The organism is Verrucomicrobiota bacterium, assembly GCA_037139415.1.
In the GTDB taxonomy this organism is placed as follows: domain Bacteria; phylum Verrucomicrobiota; class Verrucomicrobiia; order Limisphaerales; family Fontisphaeraceae; genus JBAXGN01.
Genome location: JBAXGN010000036.1, coordinates 32,164 through 48,265, shown reverse-complemented (window position 1 = coordinate 48,265; position 16,102 = coordinate 32,164). Strand labels below are relative to the sequence as shown.

Annotated in this window: 3 protein-coding genes; all 3 read right to left on the bottom strand. The window is 51.6% G+C overall.

The window, feature by feature from the left end; genetic code table 11:
- The coding region (locus WCO56_08535; protein ID MEI7729607.1) for a filamentous hemagglutinin N-terminal domain-containing protein at positions 1–3,031 on the bottom strand (3,031 nt) is incomplete at its 3' end.
- Between the two features lie 202 nt (positions 3,032–3,233).
- Positions 3,234–14,936, bottom strand: coding sequence for an Ig-like domain-containing protein (locus tag WCO56_08530; GenBank protein ID MEI7729606.1), 11,703 nt, complete (start codon positions 14,934–14,936; stop codon positions 3,234–3,236).
- A 176-nt stretch (positions 14,937–15,112) separates the two neighbouring features.
- Complete coding sequence (locus WCO56_08525) at positions 15,113–16,054, bottom strand: peptidyl-prolyl cis-trans isomerase (protein MEI7729605.1); 942 nt, start codon at positions 16,052–16,054, stop codon at positions 15,113–15,115.
- Positions 16,055–16,102 lie beyond the last annotated feature (48 nt).

The window sequence follows — 16,102 nt, the reverse complement described above, 5'->3', positions numbered from 1 at the left end:
CCGTATTCGCCACCAAGGTCCGGTTGTTCGCCGCCGCATCCGCATTCACCGTCTTCGCAAACGTCAGGTTCCCGCTGCCCGTGCTCGCCACCACCGTGTTCGCCCCCAGCGTCACCGTGTCGTTGTAATCCTGATTACCGGTAGTGGTGACGGCCCCGCCGTTGATCGCGGTGTTACCGCCATTACCGGTGGTCAAACTGGTCAGCGGAAGAGTGCCACCCACCACGTCATTAAAAGTAATCGCAGTAGGCGAATTTACTGCAAGTTGATAGGTCCCATTGACTGTTTTTTGAAAAGTCACATTCGCCCCACTGGCAATGGTGGAATTTCCAATAAGCTCCAAGGGTTCGGTAAAAATCATGCTGCCAATCGTCTTAAAGTCGCTTCCGACGATGGTCTTTTCACCGACTTGTCCACTGTAATTGATGGTGACGCTTTGAGGACGTTGAATGCCACCCACAGCACCGACAAACTTGGTGATCCCATCAGTAGTCAGGGCGATGGTACGGGCGTTTGCCTCCGCATCCGCGTTCAGAGTTGAATTAAATAAAATTGTCCCAATGTTGTTGTTGTTGGCGCTTGAGATAACAACGTTGCCGATTAATTCAACCGGATCATTGTAGGTTTGTTCGTTCAGGGTGGAGACGTTGTTTCCCAATTGGGTTTTCCCCGGTGCATCCGTGGTAACGCTGCGCAACGCCTGGAGGTTGCCAACCGCGCCCGCAAACTTGGTATTGCCGCCTGTATTCACCACCAAGGTTCGATTATTGTTAAAATTATCCGCGTTTACCGTCTGGTTAAATGAAATATTGCCATTTCCAAGGGTATCGACGAGAACCACATTGGCTCCGAGGATAACGGGATCGTTATAAGTCTGTCCCCCAGCAGTACTAATTACAAGGGTATTGATATATGTATGGCCAGCAGCATCCGTGATAAGGTTGTTTACTCCACTAACGTTATCGCCAAAAGTGGTATTTCCGGAACCATTGATGGTCAAGCTGTTTCCACCACCGGTAATTCCAGCAAAAGTAATATCGGTTCCGCTTAAGGTCCGAGTTGTTCCAGCACCACCCAGAGTCAGCGTATCCGTATATTGTTGTTCAAAGGTGGTAGTAACATTTCCCTTGAGAGTAAGCTTGTTCAGTACGGTAAGTGAAGCAGCACCCACGTCGTTGTTAAAGGTAGTATTGCCGCCGCCCTTCAGGGTCATTACCCCGATATTGTTGACCGTATTAGCGAAATTGATGGGTCCCAATGAATCGACAACCAAATTATAATTCCCGCCCAGAGAGTTCACCGTGTTATTGAACGCAACCGCGCCACCCGCAGTATCGGTCAACCAAGCATCTGCCTTTAAGGTGACTGCACCATTCAGGGTTTGACCGCCGCCGGTAGTTCTGATGGTGGGATTTGCCTGAGTGCCCATGGAATTCAGATTGATGGTCGCAGCATTCAGGGTAACACCATTGGCGCGGATCACGCCGTTGACATCAATTGAAGTGGCATTGGCAGTGAATTTTACCGCAGGATCGATAATATTAATCGCATCAACAATGGTAATGTTGTTGTTCGCTGCAAGCGTAACATTCGCCAACGCAGCATTGATCGAACCAGCGCTTATGGTGGTATATCCCGCACCGATATTCGCATCCGATGCCAAATCCACGTCATTTAACGCGGTTGTCCATGAATTTGGCACATCCAGTGGATTATTATTTCGAACAAATATATTATCAGGATCCATGAGCAAGGTTCCGAGACGTCCAGCCGGGGCCGTCAAATCCACCAACAGCGCCTGATAATCCAAGTAGTGTTTCCCGGAAATTTCCACCAAACCACCATTCCCCCTGAATTTGCCGCCTTTTGCAGTCAGAGTTCCATAAAAGCGTGTGATCTGATCCGCCCAGACGATGACCTTGCCGCCATTACCGGAATTGATTGCATCCGCAGCAATCACCGCGTTACGCCCGACAAAGGTTTGTTGCGAATTGGGAACGAGGGCATTTTTTCCTTGGTAATCACCGCCAATCAATGCGACGCCCCCCCCGGCATCACCACGGACATCAACGCGTGAGTCACCATTCAGACTGACCGAGTCACCCAGCACCTCCACCGTCCCGCCTTGGCCGCCTGCTTGTGTGGCAGACGCATCAAGCACACCACTGTTGGCCACGTTCCCTTTATCCGCTTTCAACACAATGCGGCCACCCTCATTTACCAGCGCAGTCGCACGTATTTTCCCTGCGTTTTGGATTGCCAAACCATAAACATTCCCGCCCGCAGCCTTAAGTTCCTCGGTAACCGCCGTAATTGTTCCCGCCGCCGTGTTGTTCACGCCAACTGGAGTTCCGGTTCCTGATCCTGCCACCACGGTAATTCGTTCAGCAAGCGGATTACGCGGATCAAATACGTTCAACTCCACCTGCGTTCCCGCCGCGAGTCCCACGTTACGGCCGGCACGGATTGTTCCAACGTTTTCAACGGTATGCGCTACGATAAACACGTCATCACGCGCCGAAATTTGTCCTTCATTCTTAATACCCGCGAAAGAACCGCCGGATAAATTCAGCTTGCCTGCCGAAAGGAAACTGGCGTTGGCAGAGGCGGTATCCGGCCCTAAATCCAACGTGGAAGCCACAAAGCTACCCACATTGATGCGTCCTGACGCACCAACGAGAACACCGTTGGGGTTGATTAGGTATATCGAGCCGCCATGCTGGCTGCCAACCAATGACTCCAAGGTGCCATCAATTAGCGATGCCCCGCCCGAGGCCCCCACGCGATTCAACACCGCCGCTGACATGGTCGGCAACTTAAAGGTGGTTCGATACCCCTGGCCAATGTTGAAACTTGACCAATCATAAATGGACCGTTGCGTGCCCGGCGTGATTGTCATCTGGAAACCATCCGAGCGGATGGTTGATCCAGGGGTCACCGGGACCGGCAGATTCAATTGGGCGTAAGTTGAAAGGGAGGTCAGACTGGCCAGACCGGCCAGCAAGGTTAAGTTTAATGAGTTTTTCTTCATAGGCTGCCTTATTCACTTTTCTAAATTATTTTCCCGGACCACAAGCCACCAAAGCTCCAGACTCTTCGCAAACTAAGGTCCGTAACATGTGCCTCATCTGAGGCGTTGTCAAATTTTGCACGCACTTTTACAAATTTTGTTTAATCAAATATGCCATTCCAAACCATCTTGTATCGCAATTCATCAAGGCACTCGCACGCGACTATTGCATACCCAACCGATAGAACAATTTATGATTCGGATCTTTGCGAATCAACCAAGTCACCGATTCAAAATCAGCATTGATCGCGATAACCGTTTCCCGATCAATCAAACTTTGTCCGGACTGCCAAATCCGTAAATCCTGAGAAATGAGCAGTGTACAAATAATGGTTGGATCGTTCCGCCGTCGCGGGAAAGAGAATGAAACGTGCTGCGAATCCGCGCTTAGAGTGTTGGCAACCACCAATTGCCCGACGCTAACGGTATTGGTCGGATTGGAACCGAGAAGGTACTCCTGGCGATTGCTTAAACCATCGTGGTCCGGATCCGCGTTGTCACCCCACACGGTGGCCTGCAGGGAGGGATTGGCAAGAATGGTCGGGGCAAATATTTGTTGCCGCCAAATTGACTTTGGACCAGTACGGGAAACGATGATGTTCACTGCACCCGTACTTCGATCCGAGCCGATGGGCATCACTGCCACAGCAACCATTTGCGTGAGCCATCGGCCAGAGTCATCGGCTAAGTAGTACGTAAAATTCTCCACCCCCGTGTACCCGGGAGCTGGGGTGTATATGACCCGGTTCCCTGCAAGATTGGTGCTGACCAGGCCACCTCGGTTGCCCGCACCCACACCAGCCAAATTGCGCACGCTGGCAGGGTCTGATAGGATAAGATCGTTCGCCAGCACATCCAGCACGCTATTGGTGGAGTTTTCCAACACGGCAAATTGATCGTTGCGACCTACCAATTCACCCACTTGCAGAGTCACTGAATTGGTACTGCGATTTCCATATTGATCGGTAACGGCATACGAAAAAACCTCACGCCCAATGAAACCCGCCGGCGGTGTGTACGTGATGGCATTATTGGCTCCCGCTCCGGTCAGAGCCAAAGCACCGCGCACTCCATTGGTTGTAATCCCGGCAATGGTCAACACCGCAAGAGAAGTGGGTAGCACCCGATCATTGCGAAGCACGTCCAGCGTTTGCGCGCCGGCATCGCGAGCGATAGTGAAGGCGTCAGGATTTGAATTGAGGGTTGCCGTATCCACCACATGGATCACAATTTGAGCCTGGGCGCGCGCCAATGTGCCATCCGTGATTTCGTAGGTAAATGTTTCATCGCCGACATAATTGGCAACCGGAGAATACGTCAGTAAATTGCTGGAGGCATTGATTGAAACCGTACCACCCTGGCTGGGAGCGTTCGTGCCCAAGCCAATATTCAGTATCATCAGCGTTTGACCACTCGCCGGCAACACCAGATCATTAACCAACGGCGGCAAGATGACATTCGTGCTGTTCTTGATGACAGTATAGGTGTCCTGAACCGCATATAAGCCCGTTGGCTTGACGCGCACAGAAACCGCCCCCACGGCGCTACCGCCCGCCCCATCGGAAATTGTGTACGAAAAGACCGGTTCGGAATAATTGTTCGTGAGTGCAGATGGAGTATATAAGAGGCGTTTTCCAGAGGCCTCGATCGCCACTCGCCCCATGACTCCATTGGTTTGCAACATAGTGATGGACAGGTTGGTAGAAATCGCCGGCAGTACAATGTCGTTGGCCAGCACATCCAATGGCACATTGCTGCTGGTGGAGCTTACCACAAAACTATCCGGGTTGACTACCAACGTATTGGTGCGATTGATAACCTGTATCGTGACCGCCCCTGTAGCCAATAAACCGTTGGCACCGGTGGCAGTGTACGTGAACGTTTCGAAATATGGGAATGACGCAGTGATGCCAGGATTTGGCGAGTAGGCGAGATGATTGCCCGGGCTGGCGCCGACAATGCTTAACGTACCATTTAGATTTGGCTGGCTTGTCGAAGTGATGGTGAGAGCGCTGCCTGATTTTGGCAAAATGTTATCGTTGGCCAAGACGTCAAGATCGGTTGCAGTGCCTGCGGCCACCGTGAATCGGTCTGCATTCGCCGCCAATACGGGGTTATCCACGTCGCCGAATACCCTGATAGCTACGGTGGCTGTATCGGTGCCACCACGCGCATCAGTAATCGTGTAGGTAAACGTTTCAGTGCCGGTGAAATTAACCGCTGGAGTATAAACCAGCACTTGGCTTTGAGTATTGATGGTGACATTCCCACCCTGATTTGGGACGCCAACGGTGGACAAGCTGAGAGACCCCCCGATGCCCGATAGCAGGGCATCGTTTGCCAACACAGGCAGCACATTATTGGAACTGCCTCGTTTTGCGCTGAAGACATCATCGTTGGCAATGGTAAGGCTGCTGTCAGTAATGACATAGGTGAATGTGTCGTTAGTTGTTTGATCCACGACCATATTCGTGAATACACCGCGCGGATCATACGTGAAACTGCCATCCAAATTCACCGTTACCGGCGCGCCGAGTGTTGAATGCGTATTGGTGGCGAAAAACATGCGAATTTGATCGTCTGGCAATATTCCATTCACGTCCGGATCGTAATCATTGGTCAACACTCCCGGGGCAGCCACAGACAGCATCGCGGTATCCAAGGTGGCAAAGAAATCCGGCATCGCCACTGGGGCGTCATTGCGTCCCAGCACCACCACTGTAACCATGCCCGTGCTGGTTCCACCCGCTCCGTCGGAAAGAATGTACGTGAATGAATCAGAGGCGGTTTCTTTGCGCGCCAATGCATTTAATGCCGTTGAAACTGTTGGATTATATATAACATTGGTCCCACTTAAAGTGACTGACGCGCCATAAACACTGTTGGTGGATACACTGATGATCTGCAACACGTCGGCACGGTTAACATCAGTATCGTTGCTTAGCAAAACCGCAGTTGGAATGGTTAATGGCGTATCTTCATCAGTGGTCACCGTATCACGATTGGCCTGTGGCGGCACATTGACCGCACTAACGGTAACATAAACAGGCGCTGAACCGCTCGCGCCATGGCCGTCCAAAACTGTGTAATAGAAGCAATCCGTCACACTTTGACCATAAGAGAGCCCCTGAATCGTGGCGCTCGTTATCGGGTCATACGTAAGTTGGGACTGATTCCTATCAAAACGGATATCCAAAACAACTTTGGCCCCCAACGTGGTGAATATTTGCAAACCTGGCGTACTATTGGTGGTGGCTTGCAAGGAACTGATTAACAAGGTATTGGCATTGTCATCAGAATCCGGATCGGTGTCGTTGGCCAACAGATTCGTCTGGACGTTGACCTGCAATGCCACGGCAGCGTACGCATTCAAGTAATCCGCTGCGGGCGTTGGCGGATCATTAACCCCAGTGACCGTGATGGTGGTGATTCCATTGGTGCGGTCGGGAATCACTGGTATGACATTTATTGTGGCGGTTACCGATTGCACCAAACCGGTCAGCCCAATCACCTGATAGTTGAACGTTTCCACGCCGGCAAAGCCAAATGCGGGAGAATACAAAATCGCTGTGGCATCAGAATTCAGCGCCAAAATACCACCGCGATTACCACTGCCGACCGAGGAGATGGGGCGAACACTGACTGTCCCTGGAAGGATAAAGTCGTTAGTTAAAACGTTTAATATGTTCGCCGTGGTATTTCCCATGACCACAAATGAATCGGCGTTGCACATCGGGCTGGCCGGAGCCGCGAGGACCGAGACACGAACCGTGGCGGTATTCACTCCTTGTTGGCCGTCGGTAATTGTGTAAGTAAAGGATTCCGTGCCTGTGAAACCTGCCGCCGGAGTATAATATAACGCATCTTTGGCCGGAGTAATGGTAACCAAACCACCAGCACTTGGCGAGCCAACACTGAGCACACTCATGCTGCCACCCGTATTCGCAAACACCGCATCGTTGGCCAGCACTGGAAGTAGATTATTAGTGGTATTGGTGACCACGGTAAAGAGATCATCACTGGCCATCGTGAGACTGCTATCCACCAAGGTATAGGCAAAAGAATCCGTCGCGGTCTGACCCACAGCCAAATAATTGAATTTACCCGATGGATCATAGGTAAAGCTACCATTCGCACGCAGCGTAACTTTGGCCCCAGCAGTTGTGGTTTGGTTGGTGGCTGGAATAAGGTGGAGCGTATCATCTGGCGCGATGCCATTTACATCTGGATCATGGGCACTGGACAAAATACCAGGGGCAACAATGTTGAGGATCGTTTTCTCCGTTGTCGCGTAACTGTTGGTGCCCGGGATTGGCGGATCATTCCGGCCACTTACGGTGATGGTTACAACCGTACTGGCGGTGGCTCCCTGATCGTCAGCGATCGTATAGGTGAACGTGTCCTGAGCGACTTCACGATTAGCGAGGGCTTGCAACGCGACGGCACCGCGAGGATCATATAAAATCTTACCATTATTGGTGCTGATGAGCGCGCCCATAGCACTGTTAGTTGCGGCCGAAACAAAGTGGATTCCTGTATCCGGGTCAGAGTCATTCGCCATGACGCTGATAGAAGGAATGACCAAGGGAGTATCTTCATCGGTGGCAAAGAAATCCGGACGGGCAACGGGTGGATGGTTGACACCCCACACCGCTATCGTCACTAACCCATTGGTCCGGTCCGACCGCACTTTAATGACGGTGATGGCAACAGACTGCGTGTACATTCCGCCGTTATCAGCAAGCACACGGTAAGTGAATTTTTCCAAACCGGCAAAACCGCTGGCGGGAGAATAAACGACCGCATTAACAGCGTTGCTAACCCAGCCGCCTTGATCGGTTGCGCCCACCCCAACAATTTTACGCACGACATTGGTATTCGGGAAAAACGCATCATTCGCCAGTACATCCAGCACATTGGAGGTGGTATCAGAAACGACGGAGAAAGAATCGGTGGTGGTATAGAGGCTGCCGACCACTAGGTACACGGTATTCGTGCTGCGATCACCGCGCTCGTTCTGACACGTGTAGCTGAATACATCGCGGCCAATAAAACCGGATGGCGGTGTGTATATCACAGTATTATCTGCGCTCGAAGAGCTCAACGATACCGTGCCTAACAGCCCGTTGGTGTTCAGCGCAACCACCGTTAGAGTGCTCGATCCACGCGGCAGAACATAATCGTTGACCAGCACCGGCAGGGAATTGCCAGAACTGTTGAGCGCGACACTGTAGTAGTCCGGATTACTCGGAATGGCACCGACATCCACCACTTTAATTCGCACCCGCCCTTCCGCCCTGGAAAGAGAACCATCCGAAATTTCATAGGTGAAAGTTTCATTGCCGGCAAAATTGTTGAATGGAGTATAGAGAATAGCGCTTGATCCGCCATTAATTGTCGCCGTCCCCCCTTGATTGGGCGCATTCGTTCCCAAGCCCATCGCGGAAATCGTCAGCACCTGACCGCTGGCGGGCAGCGCGGTGTCATTAGCCAATACGGGCAGATAAAGGTTGGTGCTATTTTTGAGCACCGTATAGGCATTGTCCACAGCGAACAATCCAGCGTTTTTAACCTTGATTGAAACCGTTCCGGTGCCGGTTGCGCCAGAGCCATCCACCGCCGTGTAGTAAAAATCAGTTTCCACATAATCGTTGGACCCGAGCGCTGGTGTGTAGCGCAGGCGATTATTGCCGGTGTCCAAAGAAACGGTGCCCACCAAGCCAGTCGCTTGAATACTGGCAATCGTCAAGGTCGGGTTCACACCCGAAATCAACTTATCGTTGGCCAGCACATCCAAGGGGTTGTTGCCAGTGTTCGCGGCCACGTCATACGTATCAGCAGTAACTGGCAATGAGTTACTAAGGCTGACAACAGTAATGGTCACTGCGCCAGTAGCACTCCCCAAATCAGTGCCACTAACCACGTAGTTAAAGGTTTCGTAGTATGGGAATGAAGCGCCCGCACCCGGTTGCGGTGTATATGTCAACGTATTATTAGGAACTGCGCCGGCGATAACGATTACCCCCCCCGCGCTACCGGTGCTTACCCCGGTAATGCCAAGGTTGGCACCGCTGGTTCCCAATACATAATCATTAGCCAAGACGTTAAGACTGGCCGTGGCCCCTGCGGCCACAGAAAACTTGTCGGGGTTGGCCGTCAAGATGCCGTTTACGGTGGTGGAGAGAACATGTAAATGCACGGTCGCAGTATCACTACGATCCTGGCCATCCGAGATGGTATAGGTGACAGTTTCAAGGCCGACAAAACCTTGAGCAGGAGCGTAAATTAACGATTTCTTGTCCGCCGCGATGTTCACGATCCCTCCCTTATCAGACGTTCCCACCGCGCTGATCGTCAAGGTGCCGCCGGAGGCGGTCAGCAACCCATCGTTAGCCAAAACCGGCAAATTGTTGCTGACAGAGCCAGATTGAATCATAAAGTCATCATCGGTGGCAATGGTCATGGAGTTGTCGGCCAGTGTATAGGTGAAGATCTCATCGGTGGTTTGGCCGGGGGGAAGCCAGTCAAAACGGTTACTCGGATCAAACGTAAAGGCACCGTAAATGTCCATGTTCACCACTGCCCTGGCTGCGGTCTGATGATTGGTGAAAGCAATTACGCGAATTACGTCGTCAGGAGGAATGCCGTTTACGTCCGGGTCATAATCGTTCACCAGTACGCCATTCGCGGCCGAAACTGTGAGTATTTGGCCTGAATTGGTGTAGTTGTAGTGGTCCGGCATGGCGACTGGCAGGTTGTTGACTCCTGCCACAGTCACACTTACGAGGCCGGTGCTGTAACTGCCGAAACCGTCGGTCATCACATAGGTGAATGTATCAACCGCGAATTCTTTGCGGGATAATTTTAAAAGATTGGTGGAGGCAGAAGGATTATAAATGACGTTTGCGCCGGTGAGGGTCACCAACGCGCCCATGGTACTGCTGCTACTGACACCAACGATGGAAAAATTAGTGGATGCACCATGATCGGGATCGTAATCATTAACCAGAAATCGGGATGCCGGATTAATGATGGTGGTATTCTCATCGGTGCTCAGAAAATCAGGCATGGCAATGGGTGGATCGTTTACCCCGGTAACTGTGATGTAAACAGCGGCTTGGCCCAAAGCTCCATGCCGATCAACCACCGAATACCAGAACTGATCAATCGCCACTTCGCCCTGTGCCAGCGCGATCAAATTTGAGGAAAATCGTCCGTCATAGAGAATACGTGTTTGATTGCGATCCGCCCGTACATCCAACGTCACCACCGCCCCCAGTGTACTTGTCGCAACCAGACTGGAAACATAATTACTGGTACTGTGGACTGCGGCGATCAAAAGAGTATTAGCGTTGTCGTCCGTATCTGGGTCGGTATCGTTATTCAGCAGATTTGTCTGAACGTTGATATTTAAAATGAGGTTTGCCAACGTTGCCAGTCCCGTTAGATTCGTATCCGTTTGAGGAGTTGGCGCGTCATTCAGGCCGGTGACGGCGACCGTAACCATACCGGTATAATTCAGTCCGGTCATGGCCCAATTGGTCCCGGTCGCCGGATCACAGCAATCAATAATGCAGTACTTAAAAGTATCATTCGTCACCGCGCCAACCGGAAGTCCGCGCAATATCACCGAGGTGGTGGGATTGTAGGTGACGATCTGACGGTCCAACGAAACGGTCACCGTGGCACCCAAAGTGCTGTTGCTTGCCCAAAGAATATGGATCGTATCCTCCAAGTCCAGTTCGATATCATTGGCCAACACAGCGAGATTCGTCGCGGTATTTTGGTCCGTGGCCGCAAAGTCATTGATCGCAATGGGCGGTGTATTGGCCTTGACCAAAAGCTTACCCTGATTGTCTGCTCCTGGTGAGGAAGTCAAGCCATCGAGCCGCGACGGCACTTGCGTGTATGGAACATACGAGAAACCAAGGAATTCAGGAGATAAATTGATGGATTCATCCACCAGCGGAGAACTTGCAGAATTGAATAAACCGTTGTATGTGACGCTTATGATTTCCTGTCCAGACGCATTCTTGAGCGTTATGGTACTGGAGTTGGCACTCAGGTTAAGCAGACCGGTTGGACCATTGGCGTTCTGTCGCGCAACGGGAGCCGGTACGCTTACGCTGGCTGAGGCAGCCAACACAATGCCCGCTGAGGGTGGCAGACTCACGCTCGTAAATGTATGCACCAAAATCCCATCAACCCACACGGTGAAACCAGTCAAACTAGTGGTTGTGGAGGCTTTGGAATTGATGAATTCAATGAATTGATTGGCTAATCCGGCTGAGGCATTGAACATGATTTCGTTTATTCGAATATGGGACGGAATCCCATACTCGTATGCGCCTGAGTCCACCGAGGCACTCCGCAAATATCCGCGCTGGTCAGTGGCCAAGCTATTGGTAACTGCATGACCAATGGCCGGACTGCTGGCAGACAAGGCATGGGTCATAGTTCCACCGCCATTATTGGTTAAGGGGAGCAACCCAACATTGGTGACGCTGACCAAATCTGATGCATTAGTGAAAATGACCACGTTAACCGGATCACCACTCTGGGAAAACACAATGCGCGTACTGTCATCAGAAATGTTCCCGCCCAAAGTGCGTATTTCCGCCCCGGCATCCACTGCCAGGTTGGTGCCATGCCCATCCGCAACGATGGTGTTTTTCACGTCAACTGTGGTGTCAAACGCGATCGCACGCAACGAGCTTGCCAACCCCGATGCATCGCGATTGTTCACAAAAGTACAACTCGTAACGGTAGTGTCCATCGGAGTGCCGACATCCGCATTTTCCACATAGATTGCCCCACCGCCGAAGCCGCGCGCCGCAGCGAGAGTATTGCCGGAAAACGTGACATTCTCAAAGTGGCAGTCCATGTCCGTGTAAAGGGAAACCGCTCCGCCGCCCAGTCCCAATGCGGCCGTTACCGTATTACTTGCAAAAAGACAGTTGGCAGCATAAATGCTACCGCCGCTCACATCCACCGCCCCGCCCCATTGACCGGAGATATTGTTGGCCAACGTGCAGTAACTGAGGCGCAATTGGCTGAGGTATTCCACACTTATGGCCCCGCCCAAATAATCAGCGCTGCCATAACTCATGGTTAACCCTGCAATGGAGACGATGGCGCTGTTGGTGATATGGAAGATCCGGACATCTGGAACACCATCACCGTTGCTGTCACCGGAGATGGTCACTTTATCGGCCCCTGGCCCGTTAATACGCAATGCCTTATTCAGAACGATTTCCGTGTTAAGGCGAATGATCGCAGGCAGGTTCGTCATATTGAAAACAATTTGATCGCCATTGCCAGCGCTGCTTACCGCCTGGCGCAGAGTGCCGGGGCCACTATCGTTAGTGGTGGTGACGATCCACGTGCGATTTGTGTTGATAACATTCAGCGTCAGATTGGTTGTGAAGGTGGCATTCAATGAGTCATAGACGGTAATGGTGAACGTCACCACTTTGGCGGACTGTCCCGGCGGCGGGCTGTATGCCAGGTTGGGATTGTAAATCAAATTCTTGAAATCAGTATTGGCTTGGGCAGCCGAACCGATGAACGTGTAAGCCGGACTATTGGTGAATCCACCCAGCGCTGAAAAAGTACCCTTGGCCGGATCATCCAGCGTGATGTTTACGTTCAGAACGTCGCCTATATTTGGATCGGCGATCGTGCAAGCAGCGAATGGATTAATGACGCTGCTGCCAATGGCAGTGAGCACATTGGAAGGCATCAGGGTAATTACCGGTGGGTCGTTGACCGCGTTAACAATGACGGTGGTCACATCGTTTTTCACGGTGCCTTGCCCCTGGCCGTCATCCACATATAAAGTGAATTTCACGGTTTCGGTATATCCCGGTGCCAAACGATTTGGAGTCGGTTTGAATACCAGCATTTCCAAATTGGAAGATGCCACGTCCGGTGTGACATTGGTCAACACATATTGACCGGCAACGAGGTGGAATCCAGCGGCAAGCGAGTTGGTAAACCCGCCTTTTAGCGCATCATCCAACTGAATGGTAACGGTTACCGGTTGGGTACCAGCCTGATCCACGTCTATGATGCGGACCAGGTTGGGTTGGGGATTGGTGCGGGTCAGGAACGGAGTCGCCACCTGGTGGTCAGTAATGTATGTGCCCGCTTTTGCCCCCAGAATGATTGGCAGATCGTTCACGGGCTGAATGATGACCGAAGTCTTGCTGTCGGAGCCCAAAACCGAACCACCGGAATTGAATAACTTGATTTCCATAATGACCCTGGTGGGGCCTGAAACCTGGTTTTCATTGGGGCGGAAGGCGACATTCTTAAGCAGGGGAGTCGCCTGATCCATGGTAGTGTTGTCCAATTGGTAATAAGCACTGGAGCCGGTGTTAACTTTCACAAAACCGTTGGAACCCAGATTAACCAGTTGCCCAAACTGGTCCCCGCTGGAAGCAAGATCCGACTCCCGCAGCAAACGGATTTGCACCTTGGTGCCCGATCCTTGAATCTTGATTTGAGAAAAACACAATAGTGCCTGATTATCAGGCGCAGGTTGGTCGGAGATGGAACCCGTGATATCCGGGGAGACAAAAGGTGTGACGGTTTGGATTGTGGTACTGTTATCGGAGACACTGGCCCCCAAGGAATCGGTGACTTGTATCTGGAAGGAATTCGACACTGGATTCGCCAACGTGGCGGCAGTCGCCTGCCAAACCATTGCCTGAATCGCTGCTGTGATCACACTTGCCGGCCGAGTGGAAAGGCTGTACACGCTCCCGCTTTGAGTAAAGCCACTGGAGCCTGAATAAGTAAGTTTACCACCAGTGTCACCGGAGACGGTGATAACCAAATTCAACGCCTGACCATAGCCCGCCGTATCACTGACATCAGGGTCAGAGACGATCACGCTCGAGAATGGCTTGATGGATTGCCCTGAAAAAACCAGTTGAGAGTTGGACGAAGTGCCTGAAATGGAGGGCGGGTCATTGACGGAAACCACCTTAATCAGGGTATTACTATTCCAACTTGCCAAACCTGATGAATTGTTTGTTACGATGATGGTGACCAATTGGGTTTCACTGTCACCCACCGGCACCTGGTTGGCACTCGGAGTGAAAATTAGTTGCTGGATTAGGGCGGTAATATTCGTCGCGGTAGCCCCTAACAGCGCATACTTACCCGACGTCCCATCACCCACAATATTGAATCCACCAGCACCCACTGCCGGGCCGCCAAAAGAGCCCTTGCTGGCATTCGTTAATTGCACAAACACATCCATGGTCTGATTGGCGCCATCCACATTTGTGATTACTACATTCGCAAACGGCGGAATCGTCGCATTGTCATTCACAGTTAAAGGCATGACACCCGGCACAATGATCGTTGGATAGTCGGGCACCGGGTTCACTGTGACATTAAAAACGTCAATATTGGGATCAGCGGCATTTGTAGCAAACAGGCTTATCTGAGCTATTCCATTAGCGTTGGTTGGGAAAGATAACGTGAGTGTGCTTCCGGAAATGCTGGCATTTACTATTTCAGGGTGGTTATTGGCCAGCACTTTATAACCAACCGCATAAGTGTAGATGGTGCTCAGATTAAAATTTGTGGTAGGTGAATCTTCGTTAACGGTCAGGTTACCCATGTTACCCGTTGCTGCCTTCATCTCCCATACCGCGAATACGTTGGTGATATTAATGATGCCATCCGTTGCAACGACGATAACATTATTGGTGCCCGTGTTGAAGTTATCAAAATTCAACCGCAAGGTGCGTCCGCCACTAACCAGGGAAACTGAAACAATCGGTGAGGCATTGGTGACCGAAGCGGCATAGGACGTCGCGCCTGAAAAATAATTATCGAGGCTAATATCCATTAAAGAAGCATTTACCACGACATGCTGGTCAGGCAGCGTAGTAATCTGGGAGAGGGCAGCAGTGACCTTCCATGGTGCCAACGCCAGGAAACAGCAAATTGTCAAAATTGCTTTCGTCGCGTTTGACATGATTGTATGTGTCATTGTTTTCATGAGGTGTTCTGGTAAAATTTACGTCAGGGCATGGCGGGTGGCGCTACATCCGATTTCTTGACGAGTTGAGTGGTTACGACTGTGATTGATCCCAATGCCTGCTGGTTTACCGTCACCGGCTGGGCGTGCCGGATCTCCGCAATAAAATTTTGCTCCAACTGTTGCCGTTTTTCCGTGGCCAACCGTCGGCGTATGGAATCCTGAACTTGTTCCAGTGGAGTGACACGCCCTGGCCTGGCATCCACGCGGCGAACAACATACAACCCGTGACTGGTTCGTATTACATCACTAACATCGCCATTGTTTTTCAGAGAGAACCCTGCCTTCATGATTTCCTCCGGCCAACGGCTTGGCTCACCCTCGTTAAACCAGCCAATATCACCGCCTTTATACCGGCTTGACTGATCTTCGGAATTGTCAATGGCTAACGCGCCGAACCCCATCAGGGCGGGCGGCAATTGGGTAGCCTTCTGCTGAGCCGCCAGCATTTGGTTTGTGAGCGCTGCTACCCGCTCGGGTTCCATCAAGGAGTCCAGCTTCAAATAGAGCGTCGCCAATCGCATTTGGGGCGGGGTGGTGTAGTGGGCGAGGTTTTGCTGGTATCGTTGCCGGACTTCCTCGGCCGTTACTTCCACCGCCTTCTGCTTTGGTTGCAACTTTTGCACTTTCAGTTTATCAACCAAGACATTATGCAAGGTCTCCCGCACCTCCATGTCTTGTTCCAAACCCGCCGCACGCGCCTGCTGCACAAGCGTGCGCTGAGTAATCATTTCCTCCAGCAGGGTTTCTTTTGCCGGGATGGGACGATTGCACTGCCGCCGCCATGCGACTTCCCGCTCAAAATCCCGAACAGTGATGGCCTCTTCACCCACTTTGGCCAAAACATTCGGATCCACCGAAGTCTTGGAACAACCTGACATCAGCAATATGCAGGCACCGCCAGCGGCGTAAACCGCCAACTTCATTCTTCGCAGCATATTAATTGCTGAAGTCATTGGTGTCCCCGGTTTTTC

Excerpts from the sequence above, each read along its gene's own strand:
- WCO56_08530 (MEI7729606.1), bottom strand. The coding sequence starts at position 14,936 with ATGGATATTAGCCTCGATAATTATTTTTCAGGCGCGACGTCCTATGCC.
- WCO56_08525 (MEI7729605.1), bottom strand. The coding sequence starts at position 16,054 with ATGAAGTTGGCGGTTTACGCCGCTGGCGGTGCCTGCATATTGCTGATG.